Origin of the sequence: Methylobacterium sp. 092160098-2, assembly GCF_028920805.1 — a bacterium.
In the GTDB taxonomy this organism is placed as follows: domain Bacteria; phylum Pseudomonadota; class Alphaproteobacteria; order Rhizobiales; family Beijerinckiaceae; genus Methylobacterium; species Methylobacterium fujisawaense.
The window spans coordinates 990,537-1,015,836 of the sequence record NZ_JAQPZJ010000001.1 but is presented as its reverse complement, the minus strand read 5'-3'; the positions used below and the strand labels follow the sequence as shown (position 1 = coordinate 1,015,836).

23 protein-coding genes, 1 tRNA gene and 1 pseudogene are annotated in these 25,300 nt (G+C 68.5%); 9 read left to right on the top strand and 16 right to left on the bottom strand.

All coding sequences use genetic code 11. The features are described 5' to 3' along the window. The first annotated feature begins 271 nt into the window (after positions 1-271). Entirely contained in the window at positions 272-1,720 is a 1,449-nt protein-coding gene (locus PQI07_RS04705; protein WP_274926160.1) for a histidine kinase, read from the top strand. Positions 1,721-1,765: 45 nt separating this feature from the next. Here the strand turns inward: PQI07_RS04705 and rpoH are convergent, their stop codons facing one another. Both rpoH and PQI07_RS04695 read right to left on the bottom strand, forming a co-directional pair. Next, positions 1,766-2,659: an RNA polymerase sigma factor RpoH gene (rpoH, locus tag PQI07_RS04700; protein ID WP_043350239.1), complete on the bottom strand. Its 894-nt coding sequence runs from the start codon at positions 2,657-2,659 to the stop codon at positions 1,766-1,768. Positions 2,660-2,894: 235 nt separating this feature from the next. Next, positions 2,895-3,899, bottom strand: a complete 1,005-nt coding sequence (locus PQI07_RS04695; RefSeq protein WP_274926159.1) for an RluA family pseudouridine synthase — start codon at positions 3,897-3,899, stop codon at positions 2,895-2,897. 103 nt (positions 3,900-4,002) lie between these two features. On the opposite strand from PQI07_RS04695, the gene PQI07_RS04690 reads away from it, so the two are divergent. After that, positions 4,003-4,078 (top strand) — tRNA-Glu (locus tag PQI07_RS04690). 196 nt (positions 4,079-4,274) lie between these two features. Then, positions 4,275-4,556, top strand: a pseudogene (locus PQI07_RS04685) (IS3 family transposase); the annotation flags it as partial. A 211-nt stretch (positions 4,557-4,767) separates the two neighbouring features. Here the strand turns inward: PQI07_RS04685 and PQI07_RS04680 are convergent. The 3 genes from PQI07_RS04680 to PQI07_RS04670 form a co-directional block, all read right to left on the bottom strand. Then, the gene (locus PQI07_RS04680; RefSeq protein WP_274926158.1) at positions 4,768-5,532 is read right to left on the bottom strand and encodes a BA14K family protein; all 765 of its coding nucleotides are present in this window, start codon (positions 5,530-5,532) and stop codon (positions 4,768-4,770) included. A 326-nt stretch (positions 5,533-5,858) separates the two neighbouring features. Further along, positions 5,859-6,170 carry a hypothetical protein gene (locus tag PQI07_RS04675; RefSeq protein WP_274926157.1) on the bottom strand — a complete coding sequence of 104 codons (312 nt, stop codon included), beginning with the start codon at positions 6,168-6,170 and terminating at the stop codon, positions 5,859-5,861. Between the two features lie 238 nt (positions 6,171-6,408). After that, positions 6,409-7,020, bottom strand: coding sequence for a PAS domain-containing protein (locus PQI07_RS04670; protein WP_274926156.1), 612 nt, complete (start codon positions 7,018-7,020; stop codon positions 6,409-6,411). 109 nt (positions 7,021-7,129) lie between these two features. Between PQI07_RS04670 and PQI07_RS04665 the strand changes: the two genes are divergently transcribed. Continuing rightward, entirely contained in the window at positions 7,130-7,546 is a 417-nt protein-coding gene (locus PQI07_RS04665) for a hypothetical protein (RefSeq protein ID WP_274926155.1), read from the top strand. Between the two features lie 672 nt (positions 7,547-8,218). Here the strand turns inward: PQI07_RS04665 and PQI07_RS04660 are convergent. The 3 genes from PQI07_RS04660 to PQI07_RS04650 form a co-directional block, all read right to left on the bottom strand. Continuing rightward, entirely contained in the window at positions 8,219-8,395 is a 177-nt protein-coding gene (locus PQI07_RS04660) for a hypothetical protein (RefSeq protein WP_274926154.1), read from the bottom strand. Between the two features lie 170 nt (positions 8,396-8,565). Next, complete coding sequence (locus tag PQI07_RS04655) at positions 8,566-8,745, bottom strand: hypothetical protein (protein WP_187294338.1); 180 nt, start codon at positions 8,743-8,745, stop codon at positions 8,566-8,568. Positions 8,746-9,277: 532 nt separating this feature from the next. Next, a complete protein-coding gene (locus PQI07_RS04650; protein ID WP_043350230.1) occupies positions 9,278-9,952 on the bottom strand; it encodes a sigma-70 family RNA polymerase sigma factor in 675 nt (224 codons plus the stop codon). A 211-nt stretch (positions 9,953-10,163) separates the two neighbouring features. Between PQI07_RS04650 and PQI07_RS04645 the strand changes: the two genes are divergently transcribed. The 5 genes from PQI07_RS04645 to PQI07_RS04625 all read left to right on the top strand — a co-directional run bounded on the left by PQI07_RS04645 (position 10,164) and on the right by PQI07_RS04625 (position 15,129). Beyond that, positions 10,164-11,624, top strand: a complete 1,461-nt coding sequence (locus tag PQI07_RS04645) for a helix-turn-helix transcriptional regulator (protein WP_043759706.1) — start codon at positions 10,164-10,166, stop codon at positions 11,622-11,624. Between the two features lie 219 nt (positions 11,625-11,843). Then, a complete protein-coding gene (locus PQI07_RS04640) occupies positions 11,844-12,767 on the top strand; it encodes a hypothetical protein (protein WP_043350219.1) in 924 nt (307 codons plus the stop codon). 106 nt (positions 12,768-12,873) lie between these two features. Next, positions 12,874-13,077: a CsbD family protein gene (locus PQI07_RS04635; RefSeq protein WP_043350217.1), complete on the top strand. Its 204-nt coding sequence runs from the start codon at positions 12,874-12,876 to the stop codon at positions 13,075-13,077. Positions 13,078-13,172: 95 nt separating this feature from the next. Beyond that, positions 13,173-14,588: a TAXI family TRAP transporter solute-binding subunit gene (locus PQI07_RS04630; protein WP_043345428.1), complete on the top strand. Its 1,416-nt coding sequence runs from the start codon at positions 13,173-13,175 to the stop codon at positions 14,586-14,588. A 64-nt stretch (positions 14,589-14,652) separates the two neighbouring features. Beyond that, the gene (locus PQI07_RS04625) at positions 14,653-15,129 is read left to right on the top strand and encodes a YidB family protein (RefSeq protein WP_075381458.1); all 477 of its coding nucleotides are present in this window, start codon (positions 14,653-14,655) and stop codon (positions 15,127-15,129) included. A 63-nt stretch (positions 15,130-15,192) separates the two neighbouring features. On the opposite strand, the gene PQI07_RS04620 is transcribed toward PQI07_RS04625, so the two are convergent. From PQI07_RS04620 to PQI07_RS04585, 8 genes are all read right to left on the bottom strand, one after another. Beyond that, complete coding sequence (locus tag PQI07_RS04620) at positions 15,193-16,179, bottom strand: ABC transporter substrate-binding protein (RefSeq protein WP_043345432.1); 987 nt, start codon at positions 16,177-16,179, stop codon at positions 15,193-15,195. A gap of 140 nt (positions 16,180-16,319) precedes the next feature. After that, on the bottom strand, positions 16,320-17,585 hold the full coding sequence (locus PQI07_RS04615) for an adenylate/guanylate cyclase domain-containing protein (protein WP_043760534.1): 1,266 nt from the start codon (positions 17,583-17,585) through the stop codon (positions 16,320-16,322). Further along, positions 17,582-17,980: a response regulator gene (locus PQI07_RS04610; protein WP_043760537.1), complete on the bottom strand. Its 399-nt coding sequence runs from the start codon at positions 17,978-17,980 to the stop codon at positions 17,582-17,584. Before PQI07_RS04610 ends, PQI07_RS04615 begins: the two co-directional genes overlap by 4 nt. Then, the gene (locus PQI07_RS04605; protein ID WP_274926153.1) at positions 17,977-19,953 is read right to left on the bottom strand and encodes a sensor histidine kinase; all 1,977 of its coding nucleotides are present in this window, start codon (positions 19,951-19,953) and stop codon (positions 17,977-17,979) included. The genes PQI07_RS04610 and PQI07_RS04605 overlap by 4 nt, the downstream gene beginning before the upstream one ends. A 47-nt stretch (positions 19,954-20,000) precedes the next feature. Continuing rightward, on the bottom strand, positions 20,001-20,972 hold the full coding sequence (locus PQI07_RS04600) for an ABC transporter substrate-binding protein (RefSeq protein WP_274926152.1): 972 nt from the start codon (positions 20,970-20,972) through the stop codon (positions 20,001-20,003). 139 nt (positions 20,973-21,111) lie between these two features. Continuing rightward, positions 21,112-23,421 carry a TonB-dependent receptor family protein gene (locus tag PQI07_RS04595; protein ID WP_274926151.1) on the bottom strand — a complete coding sequence of 770 codons (2,310 nt, stop codon included), beginning with the start codon at positions 23,419-23,421 and terminating at the stop codon, positions 21,112-21,114. Positions 23,422-23,478: 57 nt separating this feature from the next. Beyond that, a complete protein-coding gene (locus tag PQI07_RS04590) occupies positions 23,479-23,874 on the bottom strand; it encodes a DUF2946 domain-containing protein (RefSeq protein WP_274926150.1) in 396 nt (131 codons plus the stop codon). Positions 23,875-23,893: 19 nt separating this feature from the next. After that, positions 23,894-25,276, bottom strand: a complete 1,383-nt coding sequence (locus tag PQI07_RS04585; protein WP_274926149.1) for a PepSY-associated TM helix domain-containing protein — start codon at positions 25,274-25,276, stop codon at positions 23,894-23,896. Between the last annotated feature and the right edge of the window lie 24 nt (positions 25,277-25,300).

Below are 25,300 nucleotides of genomic sequence, written 5' to 3'. Positions count from 1 at the left end.
GCGCTATCCCGTTGACGACGCGTGATTCCGGCAGCGCTGCCTGTATCCAGTCCGCGCAGGCTTGATCTAGAACGGGCTGGCGGCCGGGCCTTCATTCTCGCGAATGATCCGCCGTATGCGGCGCAACCGGCGTGCGGGCACCGATCCGTGCGGCGGAATACGACAAACCGGCCGACGGCCGCGACCGGACCTGTCCGGCGGGAGCGGCCATCGGTCCCCGGCCTTCGACCGGCGTTGCCGGACGGCGGCCGAAGGGGCGGACCAGGGTATTATGGCCGATTACTATCCGCTTCTGGCGCGTGCGCTCGATGCGCTACCGGATCGAACGCCCGCTCTGCGCAAGGCGGTCTACGACCGTGCGCGCAACGCGCTGATCAGCCAGTTGCGCTCCCTCGACCCGCCGCTCTCCGAGGCGGACATCGATCTCGAGCGGCGCGCCCTCGACGCCGCGATCGAACGGCTCGAGGTCGACCATGGCGGTCTGCCTGCGCCGGCCAACGATGCGGTTCAGGCCTCTCCGGTGCAGGCGCCTGCACCGGTCGTCTCCGAGCCCATCGCGGTCGCGCCGGCGGTGCAGCCGGAGCCGGAGATCCCCGAACCGTCTCCCCCTGAGCCGAGCGTCGCGTCGAAGCCCGATCCGGTGCTTCCTGCCGCCAAGGCGCCGTTCGCAGTTCCGGGTCGGGATAGCGATCCCGCATCGGAGTCCGGACCGCGCGAGGCACCGATCCCGATCACCTCGAGGCGCCCGGGCGCCTCCGCCGCTGCTGCGCCCGAAGGGCTACCCCCTGAGGCGGCGGCTTCGGCTCGCCCCTCGGTCGAGGAGCAGGACGCCGGCGAGGCCGCCGCAGACGTCGGATCGGGCCGCCAGCGCCCGCGCATCGAGGTGGTGCCGCTCCGAGCCGGGCGCTCCCGCGTGCTGCGCAACGTCTTTGTCGGAAGCGTCCTTGCGGTCGTGATCGGCTTGATCGCCGTCGCGGCCTTCCTGCTGCGCGACCGCCCACAGAATCTGCCATCCAGCGGTGCGGAGACTGCGGATTCTCAGCAGTCCGAGGCCGAGTCCAAGTTCGGCGATCGGGTCGGTGGCGATGCGGCGCCGGTGCCGAAGGCGCCTGCGCGCGCGGACGGTGCTGTACCGTCTCGGACCAACGCGCCATCCGCCGAGGCGGGCGTCTCGGTCGCCCAGAGGGCTGAACTCGTCGAGGAAGGGGCCGGCGCAGAAAGCAGCCAGCCGACCGTCACGCAGGGGCGGGTGACGTGGCGCCTGGAGACGGTGAACGGGGAGCAGGGGCAGCCGGTTCAGAACGCGGTTGTCGCGACCGTGACCGTTCCGGAGGCTGGGCTGACGCTGGTGATGACCATCCAGCGCAACCTCGACACGACGTTGCCGGCCTCCCACACGGTGAGCCTCGCGTTCAGCCAGACCGGCAGCAGCGGCACCGCACGGACGGTCCAGGATGTCGGATTGCTGCAAGCGAAGGATGAGCAGAGCGCCCGCGGTTCGCCAGTCTCGGGCCTGCCGGTCCGTGTCCGCGACAACCTGTTCCTGATCGGCCTGTCGTCGCTGCAGAACGACGTGGAGCGCAACACCGACCTGCTCCTGCATCGGAACTGGTTCGACATCGCGCTGCGCTACACCTCCGGTCGCCGGGCGGTGCTGACCTTCGAGAAAGGGACCGCCGGCGCCCAGGTCATGCAGAGCGCCTTCGACGCCTGGCAGTGATGAACGGGATCGTCCCCGGCGCTCAGTTACGCCGGGGACCTGCTGTCAGCGGGCTTCAATGCCGGTCCGCGGCAGCTCGCGACTGGCAATGTTGCGCTTGACCGCTTCCTGCACCTTTTCGAAGGCCCGCACCTCGATCTGACGAACGCGTTCGCGGGAGACGCCGAACTCGCCCGAAAGATCTTCCAGCGTGATCGGATCCTCGGCGAGACGTCGCGCCTCGAAGATGCGCCGCTCGCGGGCATTGAGGACACCGAGGGCATCCTTCAGCGCGGAAAGGCGGTTCTGGCCCTCCTGTTCGCGCGCGAGCACGGTCTCCTGGCTCGGGCTGTTGTCCACGAGCCAGTCCTGCCACTCACCTTCGCCCTCCTCGCGCAGGGGCGCGTTGAGCGACGTGTCACCGGACAGACGCCGGTTCATGTCGATCACGTCCTGCTCGGGCACGCCGAGGCGCGTGGCGATCTGCGACACCTGGTCGGGTTTCAGATCGCCCTCATCGAGGGCGGAGATCCGTCCCTTCGCCTTGCGGAGGTTGAAGAACAGCTTCTTCTGGTTGGCCGTCGTGCCCATCTTCACCAGAGACCACGACCGCAGGATGTATTCCTGGATCGCTGCCTTGATCCACCACATGGCATAGGTGGCGAGACGAAACCCCTTGTCGGGATCGAAGCGCTTGACCGCCTGCATCAGGCCGACATTGCCTTCCGACACGACCTCGCCGATCGGCAGGCCGTAGCCGCGATAGCCCATGGCGATCTTGGCGACGAGGCGCAGGTGCGACGTCACCAGGCGATGCGCCGCTTCGCGGTCACCGGCATCACGCCAAGCCTTGGCGAGGGTGAATTCCTCCGACGGCTCCAGCATCGGAAACTTGCGAATCTCGTCGAGGTAGCGCGAAAGGCCACCTTCGTTGGCGAGCACGGGAAGCGTACCGGCCATGGCTTTCTCCTGAACCTGTGTCCCCCTGCCGGGCGGACGCGACGGACAACAGTGCCGTCTACTCGGGCCGCTCTTGAGCCGACCCTGCCGGCCACCCATCTCATGCAGGTCGCCGGGGAGCCGGTCACGGTCGATGACACCCACGTCGCCAACAACGCGCCACCGGCGATTTTGATCGTACCATGTCACGATGTGACGCGGTACGGGGTGTTCTTTCGCACGCCGCAAGGGGCGGTTACAGGCGCGCCGGGTCGCCTGCGTCGGCCCGGAGTGCCTGGATCAGGGCAGTCATGTCGGTCGGCAGCGCACTCTCGAAGCGCAGCGTCTCACCCGTGCGCGGGTGACTGAAGCCGAGCAGTTCCGCGTGGAGCGCCTGCCGTCCCAGGGCCGTTAGAGCGGCACGCGCCTCCAGACTCAGGCGGGCCGCCTTGGTGCGGAAGGCACCCCCGTAGACCGTGTCCCCGAGCAGGGGATGTCCGCGATGGGCGAGATGCACGCGGATCTGATGCGTGCGACCCGTTTCCAGGCGACACCGCACGAGGGTGGCCTCGCGATAGGTCTCGGCGACGGCATAATGCGTGACCGCATGGCGGCCGCTGTCGTCGGAGACGACGGCGATCTTTTCCCGATGGAACCGGGACCGGGCGAGACTGGCCCGGATCGTGCCCGCCCGCGGCTGGGGCAGGCCCCAGACCAATGCGGCGTAGGCGCGTTCCAGCGGCCCGGTCCGGCCGTGATCGGCGAATTGCGCGGTGAGGCCCTGATGCGCCGCGTCGTTCTTGGCGACGACGATCAGGCCGCTCGTGTCCTTGTCGAGGCGATGGACGATGCCGGGGCGGCGCACCCCGCCGATCCCGGACAGGCTGGCCCCGCAATGGGCGATGAGGGCGTTGACCAGCGTCCCGCTCTCGTGGCCCGGCGCCGGGTGGACCACCAGGCCGGCCGGCTTGTCGATGACGATCAGATCGTCATCCTCGTAGACGATCGGCAGGTCTGCGGCTTCGGCCACCGGCTCGGCCGGTGCCGGAGGCGGCACGGTGAGGATGATGGACGCGCCGGCGGCAACTTTGGCGGCCGGATCGCGCGCCGGGAGACCGTCCCGCTTCACATGGCCTGCGCGGATCAGATCCTGCAATCGGGCCCGGGACAGATCCGGGAACAGCGTGACCAGCGCTCGATCGAGCCGCACGCCTCCCTCGGCCACGATCCCGGCCTTTTCGACGTCACCGTTGTCCACCACGATCCTTGTCCGCACCCGATCTGACCCGCCGAGGCGGATTTCCTGACGAAGGCTCTTGCTCCGCCGCCGGGTCGTGGCTATAGCACCCCCGCGCCGCCGGAAAGCTCCCATCGTCTAGCGGTCTAGGACGTCGCCCTCTCACGGCGAAAACAGGGGTTCGATTCCCCTTGGGAGCGCCACCGGCGCATTTTTCATAAATGTTGGCAGCATTTCACCCCATGGTGGGTGCCCGAGCCCGCAACTCCAGCGGGCCGCGCTGTCCTTCGGCGAAGCCTTTCCAAGCGCTGTCAGCAAGCCGTGCTCGCTGCGCCTCGCGCGTGTGGCCTCGCTCGGCGAGGGGGGCCGCGGTCGCCTGTTTAAGGCCTAGCGGCCGTGCCGACCTTTCACCGCTGAAAGACGCAGTTCGTCGTCAGGGATGTGCCGGAGATCCGGCGGGTCAGGCGGCTGGTCGCAGACCTGACGCGCGATCGCTCCATGTTGCAGGACGTGCGCAAGCGGGAGGGGTGAAGGCCCGCCGCTCGCCGCGCGATCGCTGGCTCCCTGCCGGTGGCCTGCGGCATCAGCAAGCGCGTGGCCGCTTTAGCCAGCGGCTTCGGCCATTCGTCCCAGCGCGAGCGTAAGCGTTCGGGTCCACAGGCGGCGCTGCGTATGCGGCTGGGCGGTGCAAACGCTTCCGGGTGAACACTCCCGTGCCAGACCACCTTGGACCCCGCGGTGAATGGCTGTGCAGGGCTTTCGCTCGGTCGCAGCTTGAGCTTGATCCGGACGTGCTCGTCCGACCCGTCATCCCCGAATGAAAGCTCGAAAACGGAACCGTGCCCTGTCTGCACGGCACAGACGGTTCCGTTCCTCGCGCGTGATCCCCTGATCAGCGGCAGCGATGGCGCCGTCCGTCCCGGCCGAGATAGGTCCCGGTCTGCGGATCGTAGGACCGGAAACGACGCGCGCAGTAGCGGTCATCACCGATAGTGCGATCCGAATCGACGTCGTCGTATCCATAGGTGACCGGCGCGTAGCCGCCGCCATATCCGACGTCATAGCCGTAGCCGTATCCCGGATAACCGTATCCGCCGTAGAGGCCTCCCACGGCCACTCCAAGGCCGAGCCCGCCGAGCCCATATCCGCGTCGTCCGTAGCCGTAGCCGTATCCGTAGGGACGTCCGTAGAAGCCTCGGTTCACGCCGTAATGCCGATGCAGGCCGTAACCGCGGTGGGCGCCGAGGTCATGGGCGAGCCCGCGATTGGGGAACTCGTGGCCGACGCCTGGCCTGCCGATATGAGGGTTGCCGAAGCCCCGGTTGGCAAACCCACCACCACCGGCCGCCGCAGCTCCGAAATTGTGATTGCCGAAGCCCTGGTTGACGAAGCCTCCGCCGCCCGCCGCAGCTCCGAAATTGTGGTTCCCAAAGCCCCGATTGGCGAAGCCGCCGCCACCCGCTGCAGCTCCGAAGTTGTGATTGCCGAAGCCCTGATTGCTGAAGCCGCCGCCACCGGCGGCTGCGGCCCCGAAGTTGTGGCTGCCGAAGCCTTGGTTGGCGAAACTGCCGCCGGCCTGTGCCCGGGCACCGGTGGGTGCCGCCAAGAGGGCGCCGGCGAGGATTGCCGATGCAATCGCTGTGACCGTCTGGTTCATGGTCGCCACGCTCGCTGTGTTGAGTCTATCTGGATCAACGTCGCGCCAGCGGCGGCCAATCCCGCTTCCTTTTGTCCTGCGACCAGATCGCTGGTCGATCCGACCGATGATCGGGGGCGTGCGATTGTCCCGGCCCAGTTACCCTTCGCCACTTAAGCCCCGCAGGTTTGGCCGCGCCGGGCATTCTCTTGCGGTAAAGCGTTACAGCTCTGATCGCGGATCCGCGCGTTCTCGACACCTGAGCTTCGGGTCTGGAAAGACCCGCCCGGTTCACCGGCGCGGGCCTTTCACACACGTCGGCAGTCTTCTCACCGAGACCCGTTCCCTCAATACCGAACGGCGCGGATACCGTTTCCGCCGCCACCCACGACGCTCCGGATCACCTCCTTGGTCGACGGGCTGATCCCACCATCGCCACGCAGACGACGCCCATCCGCTCGTTCGAGGCGCGCGACGTCGTCGGAGCATCGATCCAACGCATCCCTCACCTTCGACGCAAGGGGACTGCCGCGGTGCGCGCCGGCGCCGCTCATCTCGAACCGCAGGCAGGATGCCAGGTAGCCTTTCAGGTCGTCGAAGGCGGCGGCTTGCGCGCCCGTCGTCATGACGATGAAGAGCAGTGCGGATCGGGCGAGCATGGGGCAATCCGGGAAACGACAGTTGTCACAGACAACGCGTGAGCCGGCCATTGGTCGCTTCAAGGCTCACCCGGCGGAGGCTGGTGTGCGTGTGTGCTGCCGGTTCGGGACGCCCGTGCGTCCGAGTCCGGCGCCCCGGCGTAACCACCCCCTGCGATCCCATCCCGAGCCGCGTTGCTGTCGGCTCACCGCTTGTGGGTTCAAGTATCCTGACCCAAGCAAGCCATCAGACGCGCACTTAATTCATGTGCCGGCGCCGAGCCTGAACCTCCTGCTGAGCGAGCTTGCGTCCGACCTCCAACAGCAGCGCATCCGCGCGAGCTTTCAGAATCGGATCCTGCAACTGCGCGAGAGACTGCTGCGCGGCCAGAAGGAGTTCGGCTGCTCGTTCTAAGGGTGGCATGCAGAGTGGGTGCAACTCACCGCCTGTCGCGGTTCTTGTGCCGGTGCGCGACCGCGTCAGATCGATGATGATGCCCCGTCCCCGAACTGGACGCCCCGATGCGTCGCGAACGGTATAGCCACGGTCGAGAACCCATCGCGTAACACCATCAGCCGAAAGCACCCTGTACTCGGCAACGAAAGGGGTGTCTTCGTCGATGCTGCGACGGATCAAAGTGTGGACATGCTCCTGATCATCCGGATGCATGCCGTCCATAAACGTCGATAGCGGAACGCCTGTGGCTGCGGCGTCCGGATCGACGTTGAACATCAATGCCACGAACGTGTCGGCACGCACCGAGTCCGAGACGATGTCCCAGTCCCAGGTGCCGGCTACCTCGACGGCGTCCAACGCCTGCTGCAATGCAGTGGGGCGAGTCTGGATGTCAACGTGCTTGAGCTTCGGCACCGAAACGCTCACGATTGCTGCGGGACCAACCTTCAGTTGCGAATGTATAAAAGCACTCACTCCGGCTTCAAGTGATATCGAGAACAATATCAACCGGAGCGTGTAATTGGTGCCGGATACGGCATGGATTGTGGTAAGAAGCAGCCGAAGTGGCGTTTTTCGCGCCAGCGCGGAGCGAGCGATGGGACAGAAGATGCCGCTTCAAGCGAAGGCCGGGTCGGATGGTTCCTGGGATAATCGCAGCGACAGCCGCCCCTCAGCTTCGGCCGGCGATGACGCAAGGCGTCTCGTGACCCGCATCGCGGGGGCGCTTCAGGTTCAACCGGACGTCCTTTACGCTCCCGACGCAGCCAATGCGCGAACTCACAGCGCCACGGATGGCGCCGACCTCGATCCACAGTGCGAGGCGCTGCTGTACGCCTACAGGCGTATCCGAGATCCCGAAGAACGCCGTCGGCTCCTGCTGCTCGTCCAGGACGCGGCTGAGGAGACCGAGGCTCTGATCGGACGCTCTTCCGCCTCGTGAGCAGACTCGCGCGGGGCCGAGCGGCCGGTTTTCGCTAATGAGGACGTTGAACTGACGGCATTCGCGGAGACACACGAGGCGCTTCCCGGTCGCGAGACCGGACCACCCAGATACAAGCCTCGCGCAATGATCGCCCTAGGTGTCCGGTGTGGGGAAGGCGACAGGAAGGACGAGGACGAGAGGCCGCGTAACCTATCTCGAAGCATCGCTAGAACGTATTGCGGACTGTCATGCGATTTGCGTCCGCAGTATAGAGCCGATTAATCCCATCTCCGTGGTCGCAAAACCGTTTTAGGCGTAAAATCAATGACTTTGTAGTCGTATGAATATCGATTGCCTGCGGTGATGGGTTTCGTGGCGACCATAATGTCTTGGCGGTCGTATTGGAGGACTCCAGGACGTGCCGGATGCATGGCGGCGCTGTTTCAGAGAATACAGGGCCGCACCTCTGTCGCCCGGTCATTCGGGATTATAGATCGGTTTTCAAAATTTTGCGTTAGGCTCATATCGATCGTGTGGGCGCCACAGGCTTCAGCAGCCTTTCGGATACTCCGAAGACCTGCATGACGGATCGATTCATCGGGTAACAGGAGGACGGTGGCAGCTTTGTTGGACTCGGCGTGTCCGTTGTTGGGCGTCGTGAGGAGCTAAGAGTTCCCTCCGAGCCCCCCATCAGGCCAATGCCAGCCGTCCTACGATCCGTCGGCCGCTGTCGCGCGCCAGCTTTGGTCGGAAGGCCTCGAACTCAGTCAGAGACGCCCGCATCAGCAACGGATCAACCGCCTCGGAAAAGCGATGATCGCGATCATCCGGATCGAGGAACCCGGGCTGACCCAGCAAGGGGCTCACCAGGCCGCCATCCAAGGATGGCGTCGTTCGAGGTATCCGATTGACTGGCCGATCCGAGCCAGCCGCGCCGCGTCTTCAAAGGGCATCACGGAATTTGCGGCGCTGGAGAAGGCGATCCGGTTATCGCTGCCTGTTCCGAATGGGCGGGCGACCATGGACGTCCGGCTCCGCTACCAGAACCAGATGAGGCGGCCGGATACCTCGTAGATGACGAACCAGAGCCCGACGGCCAGAGCCATCGACGCGACGACGAGAGCCGGATGAGGCTTCTTGCGGGTGCGAGAGGACGCGACGGGAGCGATCTGGTCCATGGGGATGGCGTGTTCGGGCCTCGTACCGATCGCATGCATCGAGGTTCCTCGCGCGGAAGACGGAATGTCCGGTGGATGCGGTCAGCGACAAAGGCGCCTTACCAGCAAAACCAAACCCCCGCGTCCTCATCAAAAGATGGATTGACGCCGCGGTGGCCGGTGTCGGATTGCGCACGGCGCACGCATCCGCGATCACCGCCGGGTCTTCCGTCTGCGATTGGCGGGAATATCGGGGACGTTCCGGGACGACGGTGGCGGAGTTTGGCCCCGCATTCCCTGCGCAGGCTCAGCCTTACGCCGCCGCGCCGGCCCTAGCTCAGCGCGCCGCCCGGGCCAGTCGGTCCCCTGTCGGCGGATCGTCGGGCGGCCTCCTGTCGCTTGTTGCAGTCCTCGAATGATCGCCACGCCTCGCGGACAGGCGTCCGCGCGATCGTCGAGCGGCGTCATTGCATGCGGCATTGCATGCGGCACGGCTGTTCCGGAACGTTGGCCTTTCCCGCGGCCCAAGTTTCCGGCTCCGGAAGAATGAGCCAGGTCCGACGCGTCGCTGGGTAAGGGCAGCGCGCCCCGATCACGCTTCTCCGAGATCCCGCAGGAGTCTGTCGCGCGCGCGGCTGACCCGGCTCTTCACCGTGCCTGCGGGGCACCCGATCACCGCGGCGGCGGCCTCGTAGGGGAGGCCGTCGATGGCGACGAGGAGGAGCGCTTCGCGATAGGCCGGCTCGAGGCGGTCGATGGCGGCCTGAACCTCCTTCAGTCCGAGGGCGTGATCCTGTGCGGCCGGTTCGGAAACGGTGGCAGCGTGGAGGCCGTCAGGATCCGCGATCTCGAGGCGCCTCTTGCGCCGCCCGTTGATGAAGCCGTTGCGCAGGATCGTGAATAACCAAGCGACCAATCGGGTGCCGGGCTCGTATCGCTCGCGATGCTCCCAGGCCTTGAGCAGCGTGAACTGTACGAGATCATCCGCTTCGGCTCCATCGAAGGTCAGCGACAGGGCGTACCGCCGGAGACGCGGCACCAGCGCGATCAGGTCGTCCTTGAATGCATCGGGAACCTGCCCGCCGGCTTCGGCTGCATCGAGGGCCGCGGACAATCGATCCAGCACGGCGGCGAGCCGCGAGCCGACATCAACCGTCACGACCTCTGAGTAGTATTGCCGCAGCCGATGACCGAGCTGCGCATGGACATACGAGATGACGGGATCGGACGCGTCGGCCAGATCCCGCTTTTCGTCGGCGGGCTGCACGGGAAGCTCTCGTGTCGATAGGATGGAAACATTGTCGCAGCGGACGACACGTCCGGCGGAAGGGCGCGGACTTATCTCTGGTCGATAACGACAGCGTCAATGATGCAGGTATACCAGTGTAAAACGCGAGCGCAGTGGAACCTGCTTGTGCGCAACCCGTTTGTGCCCGGCTGCCGGAGGGGCAGCGCGCGCGGCATAGGGTGCGAGAGCGGTGACGGCGGGCGTCGACAGGCATGAACTCCGGCAGATCATCGCCGGCCTGAGCGAGGGCGTGATCCTGGTCGAGCCCGACCAGACCATCGCGTACGCCAACGCCGCCGCCCTGGCGATGCACGGCGCCGAGAGCCTCGACGAGCTCGGGCCGACCGTGGACGCGTACCGGGACCGGTTCTGCCTGCGCTACCGCAACAACGTCGCGCCCAACCAGTATCCGATCGAGCGCGTCGTCGCCGGCGAGCGCTTCCACGATGTCGTGGTCGAGGTGCGCCGGGCCGACAAGCCCGAGATGGATTTCGTCCACTCGCTGCGCAGCCTCGTGGCCACGGACCGCGACGGCAAGCCGAGCTGCCTCGCGCTGATCCTCAAGGACGTCTCCGACCAGTTCGAGGCCGAGGAGCGGTTCGAGCGGACCTTCAACGCCAACCCGGCCCCGGCGGTGATCACCCGGCTGTCCGACCTGCGCCACGTCAAGGTGAACACCGGCTTCCTGGAGATGACCGGCTTCACCCGCGACGCCGTGATCGGCCGCAGCGTCTACGAGGTCGACGTCCTGGCCGGCGCCCGCAACCGCGACCTCGCCGTCGCGCGCCTCGAGTCCGGCGGCACGATCCCCCAGATGGAGGCCTGCCTCGACCTGCCCGACGGCGGCAGCCGGTTCGTGATCGTCGCCGGCCAGCCGATCGCGATGGGCGACGAGCCGTGCATGCTGTTCACCTTCGCCGACCTCGAACTGCGCCGGAAGGCCGAGACGGCCCTGCGCCAGAGCGAGGAGCGCTTCGCCAAGGCGTTCCGGATGACGCCGGTGCCGACCGTGCTGGTGCGGGCGGACACGTTCCAGGTCACCGGCATCAACGAGGCGTTCAGCCGGGTCTTCGGCCACGGCGAGGACCGGATCGTCGGGCGTAGCCTCGACGAGGCCGGGCTGTGGGTCGCCGACAAGCAGCGCCTGCAGGTCGAGGCCGCCCTCGACCGGCACGGCTACGTCCTCGGGGTCGAGGTGTGCCTGCGCCACGAGAGCGGGACGAATCTCGACTGCCTGGTCTCGGCCGAGCGCGTGACCATCAACGATGCCGAGTTCGCCCTGCTGGTCCTGCAGGACATCACCGAGCGCAAGCACACCGAGCGGGAGCTGTTCGACGCGATCGAGACCGTGATGGCCGACACGTCGTGGTTCAGCCGCGGGCTGATCGAGAAGCTCGCGACCCTGCGCCGCCCCGGCCGGGAGGCCGCCGAGGGGGCGGCGCCGAACCTGACGGTGCGCGAGCGCCAGATCCTCAACCTGATCTGCTCGGGGCTCGGCGACGACGCGATCGCGCGCAAGCTCGGCCTGTCGCGCAACACGGTGCGCAATCACGGCGCCGCCTTGTACCGCAAGATCGGCATCCACAAGCGCAGCGAGGCGGTGGTGTGGGGGCGCGAGAACGGCTTTCCGCTGAGCAGGCCTGACGGATGAATACCGCCGTACCGGTATAGACGGACCATTGATCGGGCGATGTCCGCCCTCATCTTCCGCGCGGCCAGGGCTCTTCCGCGCGGGATGAGGCGCCCGCGACTGAGCCCCCTCGCCGGCGCCGCCCCACCGCGAGGTCCCCTGGCGACGCCCCCCGGCGATACCCCGTCGCGCTACCCCCTCGCGACGACCCACGACGACCACCACCACCGGAGTGACAGCGTGACCACCATCCAGACCGTAGCAACGCCCCTCGCGCCGGACGCGCACGCCGACACGCGTGCCGTCCTGCTCAACCAAGTGTCCTGGGGGGCGATCTTCGCCGGCGCCGTCACCGCCCTGGTCACCCAGGTGATCGTGAACCTCGTCGGCGTCGGGGTGGGCCTGGCCTCGGTGGGCACGACGGCGGCCGACAATCCCTCCGCCTCCACCGCCTCGATGGGCGCCGGCATCTGGTTCGTGGCCTCGGGCATCGTCGCCTCGCTGGCCGGCGGCCTGATCGCGGGCCGGCTCTCGGGCAAGCCCCTGCCGGGCGCCGCCGCCCTGCACGGTCTCGTCTCCTGGGCGGTGACGACGCTGGTCGTGCTCTACCTGCTGACCTCGGCCGCCAGCGGCCTGGTCGGCGGCACGCTGAGCACCGTCTCGGGCGCGCTGGGCGGCGCCGGCAACCTCGTGGGCGGCACCGTGCAGACGGCGGCCCAGGCGGCGGCGCCGTCGCTGGCGAAGATCTCGAACCCGCTGGACGGCATCGAGCAGAAGGTCCGCCAGCAGACCGCCGGCCAGGATCCGCAGGCGGCCCGCGACGCGGCGGTGGCGGCGATCAAGGCGCTGTTCACGGGTGACGCGTCGCAGAAGCAGCAGGCCGAGGCCCGCGCGGCCGACGCCCTGGCCAAGGCGCAGAACATCCCGGTCGATCAGGCCCGCCAGCAGATCCAGGACTACGAGACGCAGTACGACCAGGCGGTGGCCACCGCCAAGCAGAAGGCCGAGGCCGCGGCCGTGACGGCCAAGTCGGCGGCCACGCAGGGCGCCTTCTACGCGGCGCTGGCGCTGATCCTGGGGGCCCTGGCGGCCTTCCTCGGCGGCCGCCTGGGCGCGCCGAAGCCCGCGACCCTGCTCGGCGCCTACGAGACCCGGCGCGTCTGACCGCCCTCGGCGCCCGCGCCTCCATGCGGGCGCCGCCCATCCCCGGCGGGCGGAACGCGCCCGGCCGGGATCCCCGACCCCCCTCCAACCGCACGGAGCACACGCGATGAGCAGCACCACCGACAAGATCAAGGGCCTGGCCAACGAGGCGGTCGGCAACGTCAAGCAGGCGGCCGGCAAGGCCACGGGCAACGACAAGCTGGTGGCCGAGGGCAAGGCGCAGGAGCTGAAGGGCGAGGCCCAGAAGACCGTCGGCGACGTCAAGGACGGCGCCAAGACCCTCGCCGACAAGATCACCGGCAAGCACTGATCCTCATCCCGCGGCGCCGGGCCACCGGCGCCGCCCCTCGGCCCATGTCCGGTACGGTGCCGGGCCGAACCGCTCAACGCGCGGGAGCAGAGCCGATGCGGCACTTCGCCAGCCTCTTCCTGCGTCAGGAATTCGTCTTCCTGGTGCTCGCCATCCTGCTGAGCGTCGGCGCCGGCGTGGCCTACTGGGTGTCGCGCGCCACCGTCCTGACCATCGCGGTCGCTCCCAAGGACGGGACGGAGCCGGCGCTGATCCAGGCCTACGCGGATGCCCTGGCCAAGCGCCACAAGGAGATTCGCCTCAAGATCATACCCTTCGACGACGTGCGCGACAGTGCCGAGGCGCTGCGTGACGGGCGGGTCGATCTGGCGATCGTACGCCCGGACGTCGAACTCCCTGACAACGGCCTGACGTTGGCGATCCTACGCGACCAGGCGATGATTATCGCCTCGCCGGAAGCCGCCGGGATCGACCGCTTCCCCGATCTCGATCGCAAGCGCCTCGCGATCCTGGCCCATCGGGACGCCGACGAGGCGCTCATCCGCGCCATGCTGGATCACTATGGTTTGACGCTGGTCACCACCGAGCCGGAAGGCGGTCTGCCGCCGCGCCACGTCGCCCTGGTCGAGATGGCTGAGAGCGACCTAGGCGCGGCCTTCGCCCGCAAGCGGGTCGACGCAGTGATCTCGGTCATCGCGCCGACCGCGCCGACGGCCCAGCGGATCGTCGGCCTCGTCCAGGCGGCCAGCCGCAACCGCAAGATCTCCTTCGTGGATGTCGAGAATGCCGAGGCGATCGTCGCCCGGCTGCCGCGTCTGCAGGTGGTCACCATGCCGGCCGAGACCTTCGGCGGCAGCCCCAAGGTGCCGGCCGACGACGTTCACACGGTCGGCGCTTCGTACCGGCTGATGGCGCGGTCGAGCCTCGCACGCTCCGTGGCGGCCGACGTCACGCAGCACCTGTTCGAGCTGCGCAGCGCGATGGCGAACGTTACGCCGGCCGCCGACTACGTTCAGGCCCCCGCCTATGACGGCACCGTCGGCGCGACCAGCGCGAGGCTGCCCATCCATCCCGGCGCCGTCGACTATTACGAGCGCGAGCAGCAGAGCTTCATCGAGCGCTATGAGACCTGGATCTACCTGCTTGCCTTCCTGGGCGGCGGCATCGGTTCGGCGCTCGCGTGGATCGGCCAGCGCCTGTCGCGCCTGCGCCGCGAGCGCGTCGAGGAGGCGACCGACCGCCTGCTGCAGATCCGTCAGGAGGCGCAGGAGACGCCGGATTCCGGACGTCTCGAGATCCTGGCCCGGGAGATCGACGATCTCGCGGGCGACATCGCCAAGCATGCCCTGGAGCGCCCGACCGAGGCCCGGACGATGTCGGCGGCGACCATCGCCATCGACGCGGCCCGTTCGACGGTGAAGCGCGCCATCACGGCTGGCCGGAGCGCGGATGACGGCTTGGGCCTGGCCGGCAGAGCCGTCGCGGCAGACGCGGCCCAGACGCCGGCATGACCCGATGCGGCGGCCCACCGCCGTACCACCCGGGCTTCGGCCCGCACCAAGGAAGGACGACGCCATGAGTAAGGGATATCCCTCGATGACCGCCCTGCTGGGGCTGCTGGCGGTGGCCGGCTACCAGAACCGCGACCGGATCGCCGAGTGGCTCGGCGGCCACGCCAAGGATCCGGCGCGGTCGCCGGCACCGCAGGTCCCGCCCGCGACGGGGTCGACGATTCCGGCGAACCTGGATCGCCTCCTCGGCGGCGCCAGCGCGGGGGGCGTCGGCGGCCTCATCGCCGGCGGCCTGACCGAGCTGGTCGATCATTTCACCAAGGGCGGCCATGCCGAGACGGCGCAGTCCTGGATCAATCACGGCCCGAACCGCGACATCCCGGCCGCGGATCTGGAGCGCGCCATCGGGCCGGACACGTTGGCGGCCCTGGAGCAGCGTACGGGCCTGAGCAAGAGCGAACTGTTGGAGCGCCTCTCGCGCGACCTGCCCTCGGCCATCGATCGCTACTCGCCCGACGGACGACTGCCGGCCTTCAGCTGATCCGCTTCGCGGAGGTCGTCGCGGCGACGCCGCGAGGACCTCCGCCGACGATTCCGGCAGCCGCTACTCGACCAACTCGTCCACCTTCGCCATCAGCGAGGGCGAGATGGTCAGACCCAGGGTGGCGGCCGTCTTCAGGTTGAGCAGGGTGATGAAGCGCTCGCTCGCCTGCACCGGCAGGTCGCCGACCACCGCGCCGCGCAAGATCCGGTCGAGGTAGCCCGCCGCCCGCTGCACATCCTGCTCGACGCTGGTCGTGTAGGCGGCGAGGCCACCGAGGCGGACCGGCGCCGCATAGGCGTAGACGGCCGGGAGACGGTAGGCGGCCGCCAGATCGACGATCCGCTGGCTGTACACGCCGGTCACCGCGTCCGGCAGCGCGATGAGGCCGCCCTTCGGCTGGGCGGCGAAGCCGGTGATCGCCGCCTCGATCTCGGCGGCGTCGTGCACGCCGGCGATCCGGGCGTCGATCCCGAGTTCGGGGCCGATCCGGGCCATCTCGGCCGTGTAGCCTGCGAGGCGCGCCCGGTAATCCGGGTTAATCAGGGCGAGGGCCCGCGTGACGCCGGGACTGAGTTCCTTCAGGAGTTGCAGCCACTTGCCGACGAGAATGAAGTCGAAATTGGTGAAGCCGGTCAGGTTGCCGCCGGGCCGCGACAGGTTAGATACGAAGCCGCCGCCGACCGGATCCTGCAGCATCATGAAGACGACCGGAACCGTCGTGGTCGCCCGCTGGAGCGCCGTCGCGCCGACGACGCCCTGCGCGAGCACCACGTCGGGCTTGCGCGCCAGAATCTCCTCGGCCTGACCGCGCATCCGCTCGGCTTCGCCGTTGCCGTACTGCAGGTCGACGGCGAGGTTCTGGCCCCAGATCCAGCCGGCCCGATTGAGGCTCTCCTTGAGCGTGTCGACGATGACGGGACTGTCGGGATGCGCTTCGCCGTAGACCAGCAGGATCCCCAGGCGACGCTGACCCTTCGCCGGCCCGGCGGCGAGGGCCGGCCACGCGGCCGCGCCGCCGAGGCCCGCGATGACGTCGCGCCGTCTCATGCGCCGGTCTCCCGCCTTCACCCGTTCCGAGCCGCGCCGATCGGGAGGGGGTCCGATCGCGCGCCCGGGGATGGTAATAGGCGCTGCCTTAAGGCGGGGCTATCGCGGTTGCCGATGGGGATCCCGGCGGGGCGCGGAACTCAGCGGACCTCGACCCGGCTGCCGCTGCCGCCGTTCAGGAGGCGCTTCAGGTGGAAGGCCGCGACCCCGTCGTCGGGACGCAGCCCGACCAGGGCCGCGAAGGCCGCGAGGGCGCCGGCCTCCCCGGCATCAAGCTTCGCGTAGGCGTCCTGATACTGGGCGAGCGGCGCGTCGCCGTAGACCGCCTCCGTCAGGGGTTCGTAGGCGCGCAGGGCCGTCTGCTTGCCGCGCAGGAGGAGGTCGCCGAGGGGCCGGCCGCGGAACTGCCCGGCCCGGATCACCACGGCCTCGCTGACGCAGATCCGCGTTCCGAACGCCTTGTTGGCGTTCTCCAGGCGTGCCGCCGTGTTGATGGTGTCGCCGTAGGCCGTGTAGTCGAAGTATCGGCCGCCGCCGAAATTGCCCACGATCGCCGGCCCGGCATGGACGCCGATCCGCGTCACGCCGATCTCGATCCCCCGCTCCCGCCAGCGCGCGCGGAACCCCTCGGCCACCTGGTCGAGGGCCAGCGCGCAATCCACCGCCCGGGCCGCGTGGTCCGGTTGGTCCCCCGGCGCCCCGAACAGCACGTGCAGGGCGTCGCCGACGATCTTGGCCACCGTCCCCTCGTGGGCGAAGACCACGTCGGTCATCTCGGCGAAGTAGCCGTTGAGGATCTCGGCGAGCTGCGCCGGGTCGAGGCTCTCCACCAGGCTGGTGAAGCCGGCGATGTCGGTGAACAGGGAGGCCACGTCGCGCCGGTGGCCGCCGAGTTCCAGACCCGATGCGTCGCCGGCGAGCCGCTCGGCGAGGTTGGGCGAGAAGTACCGGGCCAGAGAGGCATGCGCCCGCTCGGCCAGCGATTGCCGCCGCCGCCCCTCGCGCAGAGCCTCGACATGCCTCAGCGTCCGCTCGATCGTCGTCTCGAGATCCACGAAGTCGATCGGCTTCGTCAGGAAGTCGAAGGCACCCCGGTTCATCGCCGTGCGGATGTTCGCCATGTCGCCATAGGCCGAGACGATGATGGTCGAGGGGCGCTCGGCAAGGTCCTGCAGCTTGGCGAGCAGCGTCAGCCCGTCCATGCGCGGCATGTTGATGTCGGACACGACCAGATCGACGTCGCGGTTGTCCGAGAGGCGGTCCAGGGCCTCCTGTCCGTCATGGGCGAACAGGAACGTGACGAGGCCCTGGCGGATCTGGCGGCGGAACTTCTGGGTGATCAGCGCCTCGAGATCCGGCTCGTCATCGACGACGAGGATCTTGGCGCTCGGCATGCCGGGGGTCATTCGGCCCCCGAGAGCGCGGAGAGGCGGCGGTCGATCTCGGCCTTCAGGACGGGGAAATCGATCGGCTTGGTGATCAGGCCCACCGCGCCGGCGGCGATGACCTTCTCGCGCGTTTCGGCATCGCCGTAGGCCGTGATCATGATCACCGGCACGTCGGGCCGGGCGGCGCGCACCCGCGGCAGCAATTCGAGGCCGGTCATCCCGGGCATGTTGATGTCGGAGAGCATCAGAATCAGGCTCGGATCGTTGGACCCGTTGATCCGGTCCAGGGCCTCCGCCGCCGAATGCGCGAAGCCCATCGCGAACCGTCCGGCGCGCAGCTCGCGGCGGAACTGCTGCCGGAACAGGTCGGTCACGTCGGGTTCGTCATCGACGACGAGGATCAGGACGTTCATGGCTGGCTCTCGGTCTCGGTCGCCGGCTGTGGAGGCGCAGCGGGCGCGGTCGTCGTGACGCTCTGGCGCGGCAGGGTGATGGTGAACTCGGTGAAGGCGCCCGGCTCCGTGGCGACGTCCACCGTCCCGCCGTGTTGCTTGACGAGGATGTCGTGGCTCAACGAGAGCCCGAGCCCCGTTCCCTCGCCGGCCGGCTTCGTGGTGAAGAACGGATCGAACATCTTGGCCTTGACGCTGTCGGGGATACCGGTGCCGTTGTCGCGCACGCGGATCTCGATGCTGTCGCCCCGATCCCGGGTGGCGATCGACAGCGTCGGTTCGTAGCCCGGCTCCGCGCCGTCGGCCTTCTTCTCGGTGGCGTAGAATCCGTTCGACATCAGGTTGAGGAGGACCCGGGTGATCTCCTGGGGAAAGAGGTCGGCCGTGCCGGCGGCCGGATCGTAATCGCGCACGAGGGTCACGTTGAAGCTGGGTTTCGCCGCACGGGCTCCGTGATAGGCAAGATTCAGGCTCTCCTCGACCAGAGCGTTGACGTCCACCGGGCGATGCTCCCCGGACCCAGTGCGCGAGTGCAGCAGCATATTCTTGACGATCGAATCGGCACGCTTGCCGTGCTGGACGACCTTTTCGAGATTGCCCTTGAGAAGGCCGGTGATCTCCTCGACCTCCTCCCGCGTGCTCGGATCGAGCGAGGCGGGTTCGAGCACGTCCCGCAACTCCTCCACCAGCTCGTTCGAGAGCGATGCGAAGTTGTTGACGAAGTTCAGCGGATTCTTGATCTCGTGGGCGATGCCGGCGGTGAGTTGGCCCAGGGACGCGAGCTTCTCCGATTGCACGAGACGGCTCTGGGCTCTCTGAAGGTCATCGAGTGATTGATTGAGGTCGCGGGTTCGCTCCTCGACCTTGGCTTCCAGGGTCTCGTAGGATTCCTGGACGCGGCCTGCCATCGTGTTGAACCGGTGCGCAAGGGTCTCGATCTCGTCGCCGGTGCGGATCACGATGCGTTCCGAGAGGTCTCCGGATCCGAAGCGTTCTGCACCATCCTCCAGCTGTCGGATGGGAACGACCATGCGCCGCGCCAGGAAGGTCCCCGCCACGGCCGCCAGCAGCACGCCGAGGCCCATCAGGGAGGTGGTCTGGATGACGGATTCCAGAGCCGGCCCCATCGCGTCGCGCAGCGATTCCTGCACGAACACGATCCAGTCGACCCGCGGGATGGTGGCATGGGCCGCCAGCACCCAGCCGCCGTCGAGGCCGGTGGTGATCTCGTAATCCTGTCCCGCCATCCGGGATCCGGGCAGCGCCGCCGCGACTTCCGACAGACCGGACAGGTCGGTGTCACGCAGGACCAGACTCAGATCCGGGTGCGCGATCAGGCGTCCGGTCGCGGTCGTCACGAAGGCGTAGCCGTGCTCACCGACGTTGATCGCGCTGACCACATCCCAGATCAGCTTCAGATTGACTTCCGCGACGGTCACGCCCGGGTCGCGGCCGGCATGGGCGACCGAGACCGTCATGTAAGGCTCGGAACCGCGCCGGAAATAGACCGGGCCGAACCAGGTCTTCTGGGCGAGGGCCTGGGTGAACCGCGGAGAGGTCGAGAAATCCTTGCCGCTGCCTACGGCGTCGGGTTCGAGCCGCGACACCCGCAGCTGTTCCTTTCCGGCCGGATCGAGATAGGCGACCTCCGTGATCGCCGGCGCCTGGCGCAGCAGGCGGATGAAGTCGTAACGCTGCTGCTCGGGGGGGATCCGCCGCCACTCGGCGCGGGTCGTCCAGCCGATCTGGCTCTCGATTCCGGACAGGAAGGCATCGACGCGTTCCGCGGCCGCCCGCGCCTTGGTGCGCTGCGTCTCGATCGCCGTCCGCTTGGCGTCCTGATAGTTCAGGGTCAGGTCGACGGCCCCGTTGATGAGCAGGACCAAGCTGACGAGGCCCACGAAGGCCACCGCGAACTTGACCGACAGCGGCACGCGGAGCCACCGCGGGACCGTATCTCCGGTCGGTGGGGGAAGCGCCGTCACTCGACGATCTCATCGGCTTGGGCGAGGAGCGCCGACGAGATGTCCACGCCCATGCCGCGCGCGGATTTGAGGTTCACGATGAAGTCGAACTTCGTGGGCGCCTGGACGGGCAGGGTTGCCGGGTTCTCGCCGCGGAGAATGCGACCGACATAGGCCGCCGCCCGACGGACCGCCTCGGTCGGATCGGGACCGTACGACATCAGGCCGCCGCGATAGGCGAAGCGCCGGATGGCGAAGACCGTCGGGATCGTGTTGCGCGTCGTCAGCGCGACGATGCGATCGCCGTTGGCCTCGCTGAATGTCCCGGGCGCGACGATCAGCCCCCCGTGCCCCAGTCGCGCGAGATCTGCGACGACAGGATCGATGTCGGCAGTCTTCTCGACCTTTACGACCGTGGGTTCGATTCCCAGCGCGGCCGCGGTGCTGCGGAACGGCTCGGCGTAGAGGTTCTTGCCCCGGATCTCGGTGCTCGGATTCGACAGGAGCGTGACGCGTCGGATGCTCGGCACGGCTTCCTTAAGGGCCGCCACCCATTTTCCACCCAGGGGCGCCTCGTAGAGGGTGAAGCCCGTGATGTTGCCCCCCGGGCGTTGGAGGCTCTCCACGTAACCGAACCCGACCGGATCGGAGGCGCCGACGAACACGATCGGAATCGTTCGGGTCGCCGTCGCGACGGCCGAGAGTTGCGCATTCAGATAAGCGAAGATGACCGGCGGCCTTGCGGCGACGAGTTCGGTCGCCAGGATCCGCGTCCGCTCGGGGTCGGCACCGCCCCAGCGGTGATCGACGGGCTGATCCGGATGCCCCTGGTCGCGCAGGGCGGCATTGAACGCCTCCGCGAGCGCGCGACCTTCGTCATCGCTTTCCGTGAACGGCCAGAGCGCCGCCACGTGGGCCTGCGTCTGCGCTCCGGCGATGCGTGGCCATCCGGCCAGCGCCAATCCAGCGATTACGGTGCGCCGCCTCATCCGACCATCGCGCCAAGTCTCCGCCCACGGCCCGCGCCGCGCGGCCCGGACCGCGCGCATCGGCCCGGCCCCCGCGATCGATCGCCGGAGCATAGTGCAAGCTCGGCATTGACACCACGCGCCGGCCCGCCGGCAACGCTCAAAATGCCAGCCGCATCCCGCCGACGATGTTCCGTGGAGCCCCCGCGAAGATCGAGCCGGTCGTCGTCGCCAGCACCGCCGCCCCGTTTTGGAGGCCGGTCGTGGCGCTGATCCCGTTGGCGAGATTCTGCGCGGAGGCCACGTAGGTCGTATCGAACAGGTTGCGCACTTCGAGGTAGACGCTGAGCCGCTTGGCGTATCCGCCGGTCAGGTCCGTGGCGTAGTGCAGGTTGGCGTTGACGATCGCATAGCCCGGCGCCTTCAGCGAATTGGCATTGTCGAGGTAGAAGTCGCCCTGAACCACCGTCTCCACGAAGGCTCCGAGACCGGCGAGCGGCCCGCTCGGCACGTCGTAGCCCAGGCGGGCCAGCAGCTGGTGGGCCGGAACGCCGGGGATCCGGTTCCCCGCCCGGTCGAACCGACGGGTCAGGCTGCCCGCGCTGAGCTGCTCGGTGTAGCGGGTGTAGATCTGGTCGTCGAACGTGTAGGCCAGGGTTCCGCGCCAGCCGGGCGCGAAGGCCCAGTCGGCGCCGACCTCGATCCCCCGATGCTCCGAGGCGGGCGCGTTGAACGTGTAGGCGAGGAGGCCCGCCCCCGGCGATTGCGTGACCAGCTCGTTGCGGAAGAACTCGTAGAAGCCGGTGACGCTGAAGCGAAGATCCGTCACCGGACTCCACTCTGCGCCGAGATCGAAGCCCAGATTTTCCTGCGTCTGGAGCTGGGTGTTGTTGCCCGGAAGTCCGGCTGGGGTGATGAACAGGTTGCTCGCGGCCGGCGTCGTATAGCCGGTGGCAACCCGGCCGCGCAGCGCCCAGGCCGGATCCGGCCGGTAGACCAGCGCCAGTTCCGGGGCGACGTTGAGAAAGGAGCGGTTCGCGTCCGCCACTGTCCGCGTCGCGCCGCTCGCCGCGTAGCTGTAGGCCAGGTTGCGGCCGGTGATGGAGGTGCTCTCGGCGCTGAGGCCGAGAACGCCGGTCCATTGGTCCGACAGGGCGAGTTCGAGCCGCGCCCGGCCGCCGAGATTCGACTGCACCGCCGTCTGATCGCCGATCAGCGCCCCCAGGCGCGGGCCGTCATAGGGCGCCCGGTTGAACGTCGTGATGTGGTTGTCGATCGCGTTGTAGGCCAGCGCGACGTAGCCGGTCGCCGGCAGACCGAACAGATCCCCCCGCCGGGTCAGGTCCGTCAGGAAATTCCAGGACGGATACGAGCCCCGCGACGATGTCTGGTAGAAGGGCTGATCGAAGTTGCGCTCGTCGAAGCCGAGCTGCGTGCGCCACGTGGTGAAGGCGTCGATGTCGTGCTCCCAGCGGGCCGCCACGATGGTCCGGCGGTCGTTGCGCCCGAAGCCGCCTTCATCCGCCGTCACCGGCACGGTCGCGCCGAAGGCTCCGTTCCGGAACAGGTTGAAGGTGGTGCAGCCGGCCGCCGCGCTTGCGGCGGCGGCGCAGCCGCGCTGGTACGGGTTGATCCGGTACTGGGCCAGGGACGAGCGGGCGGGAAGGTTGGCGTCGAGGGTGTTGTTGATCACCTTGAGGGTGAAGCGGTTGTCCGGGGTTGGGGTGTAGCTCGCGAGCAGATTGATGGTCTGCGTGTCATAGCTCGCATGGTCCTGATAGCCGTTGGCGCGGACGTCGCTCGCGAACAGGCTGATCTCGAACGGACCGCTGACGCCTCCGACGGTAAAGTAATTGCTGAGGTAGCCGAAGCTGCCGGCATCCACCCCGATCTCGTAGCCGTCGATCTCCCGCCCGGTCCGCGTCCGGAACGCGAGCGCGCCCCCGGTGGCGTAATTTCCGAAGAGGGGCGATTGCGGCCCGCGGAACACGTCGATCCGGCTGTAGGCCCGCGGGTCCGTGAGGTCGAAGCGCGACGCCCCGTCCGGTTGGGTCAGGATGAAGCCGTCCTCCAGAACGACGGTGTTCTTGATCACGCCGGTGGAGCGGGCGTTGTTGCCGCGGATCGAGATCACCACGTCCCGGCCGCCATTGCCCTGCCGGACCGTGACGCCCGGGCTGTTCACCAGGACCGATCCGATGCTGGTCGCCGGCCGGTTCGCGATGGTGCCGTCCCGGCCGATGCCAGTGACGATCTCGCCCACCGGATGCTCGATGACCGAGGGGGCTGCGCCGGGGGGCGCGGCCACGCCGAAAGGCGGGGCCGTGGTCCGGCCCGCAGACCGCGCCGCTTCGCCCTCCACGGAGAGTTCGTCCAGCGTCACCGCGGTCTGGCCGAGGGCGGGGAGGGGGGTACCGGCAAGCAGAAGCGCGAGGGCGCGGCCGCGCAAGGCGGTCTGGTCGGGGGGCATCGGAGGACTCGTCTGATCGGTGGGGCAAGCGGCGGGGCCGCGGGCATGGGCAGGCGATCAGGCGAAACGGGGCGGCCCTCGCGGTTGGCCGGGGATGCGGTGGACCGAGACGATGGGCTTTGGGGGCGGGATCGGCCACGTCACCGCATGCCAGCGCAGGCGACGGGCGAGGCCGACCACCGTCGGAAGAAGCGGCGGGACGGCGCCGGCCCGACACAGCCCGCAGAGGCCGCAGCCCGTCAGTGCCGGCGCATGCGGACCGATGGCGACTTCCGTCGCCTGATCCGGCCCATGCCCGCACAGGATCTGGCCGGGCAGCGCCCACGGCGCCTGCGCCATCCGGATGGCCACGGCCGGTGCCAGCGCCTGGATCCAGAGCGCGCACACGATCAGCCCCGCACCCAGAAGGCCCGGGCGCCGGCGCGTCAGACGAGAACGGGTCCGCACGGGCATGGCGCCCGTCCGCTCCGGATCAGCTCATCCCGCGCCTTCGGAGCCGATCCACGCCGAGATCGAGACCGAGCATCCCGGCGATCGCGAGGCCGGTCAGCGGGAAGAGGATCCCGAGCCCGAGGATCATCAGGGTCACGGTGACCCGCACCCGCCGGTTAGGCGGCCACGGCGGCACCCCGAGGCTGCCGGCCGGGCGCCGCTTCCACCACATCGTTCCGGCCGTCACGGCGAGCAGGATGGTGGCGAGGCAGAAGGCCAGCATCGCGAACTGGTTCGCGCGGCCCCAATGCTCACCCTTGTGGATCCCGATGCCGTATTGGATCGCCCGGCCGACCGGGCCGAGATCGGCGAAGCGGACGTCGACCAGCGGCCGCCCGGAATACTGGTCGAGGGTGATCACCCGCTGCCGGGTGACGTCGCGCGGGTAGATGGCGGCGGCGTAGACCCCGTCGGCGCCGACGGGCAGCGCCAGCTCGAAGCCGTGGGGCATCCCCATGCGTCCGAGACTTGCGACGGCCTCGTCGATTCCAATGCCCGCGCCCGCTGCGGCAGGCGGTGCAGAGCGCGGTATGGGCGCGTCCTGCAGGGTCCAGCCCGCATCCTCGAGCCTGTCGCGCAGGGGTATCGTGGAGACCGGCCGGTTCGCCCAGAGCGCGGCCGGTTGGCCGAGGCCGGCGGCATTCGACCATGCGCGGAGCTGCTGCCCCCACCAGATCGACCAAGGCAACCCGGTGAGCGCGAGGAAGAGCAGACCGCCGCCGGCCACGAATCCGGTGACGGCGTGGAGATCGCGCCACCACACGCGCCGGCGGGGCGTGGCGCGAACGGTGACGACGCCGCCGCTCCGCCCGCGGGGCCACCAGAGATACGTGCCCGTCACCACCAGGATGACCGCGAAGCCCGCGACGATCTCGATCACGGCATTCGCCAGCGAGCCGAGCAGGGCGAGGCTGTGCAGCCCCCGAACCACCGCCATGAACTCGCGATCGGAGCCGACGCGGTCGAGCACGTCGCCGGTGTAGGGGTTCAGGTAGACGTGGATGCGGCGATCGCCCACCGCGACCGTTACGCGCGCGGCGGCGTCCGGGGCGGCGGGATCGACGTAGGTGACGGGCGCGCCGTCCGGCACCGTCTGCAGCGCATTGAAGATCAGGCGATCCGGGCCGAGCGGCGCCATCGCCTGGGGGGCGACCTTGGTCCGGTACGCGAACAGGCTGCCGTTGATCTCATCCTTGAACAGGTAGAGCGCGCCGGTCGCCGACAGGCTGATCAGGAAGGGCAGGCACAGAAGGCCCGCGTAGAAGTGCCAGCGCCAGACGGCCCGGTAGAAGGCGTCGCTGGACAGTCGTCCAGTAGCAGTCGCCCCGTACGCGGGGGCGCTGCCGTGCAGAACAATCGACATGAGGAGAGGTCCGGGCCTGAGCGA

Coding starts and splice junctions, on each gene's coding strand:
- PQI07_RS04595 (WP_274926151.1), bottom strand. CDS start 23,421: ATGCCCCCCGACCAGACCGCCTTGCGCGGCCGCGCCCTCGCGCTTCTG.
- PQI07_RS04635 (WP_043350217.1), top strand. CDS start 12,874: ATGAGCAGCACCACCGACAAGATCAAGGGCCTGGCCAACGAGGCGGTC.
- PQI07_RS04600 (WP_274926152.1), bottom strand. CDS start 20,972: ATGAGGCGGCGCACCGTAATCGCTGGATTGGCGCTGGCCGGATGGCCA.
- PQI07_RS04630 (WP_043345428.1), top strand. CDS start 13,173: ATGCGGCACTTCGCCAGCCTCTTCCTGCGTCAGGAATTCGTCTTCCTG.
- PQI07_RS04625 (WP_075381458.1), top strand. CDS start 14,653: ATGAGTAAGGGATATCCCTCGATGACCGCCCTGCTGGGGCTGCTGGCG.
- PQI07_RS04585 (WP_274926149.1), bottom strand. CDS start 25,276: ATGTCGATTGTTCTGCACGGCAGCGCCCCCGCGTACGGGGCGACTGCT.
- PQI07_RS04615 (WP_043760534.1), bottom strand. CDS start 17,585: ATGACCCCCGGCATGCCGAGCGCCAAGATCCTCGTCGTCGATGACGAG.
- PQI07_RS04620 (WP_043345432.1), bottom strand. CDS start 16,179: ATGAGACGGCGCGACGTCATCGCGGGCCTCGGCGGCGCGGCCGCGTGG.
- PQI07_RS04590 (WP_274926150.1), bottom strand. CDS start 23,874: ATGCCCGTGCGGACCCGTTCTCGTCTGACGCGCCGGCGCCCGGGCCTT.
- PQI07_RS04655 (WP_187294338.1), bottom strand. CDS start 8,745: ATGCATGCGATCGGTACGAGGCCCGAACACGCCATCCCCATGGACCAG.
- PQI07_RS04705 (WP_274926160.1), top strand. CDS start 272: ATGGCCGATTACTATCCGCTTCTGGCGCGTGCGCTCGATGCGCTACCG.
- PQI07_RS04610 (WP_043760537.1), bottom strand. CDS start 17,980: ATGAACGTCCTGATCCTCGTCGTCGATGACGAACCCGACGTGACCGAC.
- PQI07_RS04680 (WP_274926158.1), bottom strand. CDS start 5,532: ATGAACCAGACGGTCACAGCGATTGCATCGGCAATCCTCGCCGGCGCC.
- rpoH (WP_043350239.1), bottom strand. CDS start 2,659: ATGGCCGGTACGCTTCCCGTGCTCGCCAACGAAGGTGGCCTTTCGCGC.
- PQI07_RS04675 (WP_274926157.1), bottom strand. CDS start 6,170: ATGCTCGCCCGATCCGCACTGCTCTTCATCGTCATGACGACGGGCGCG.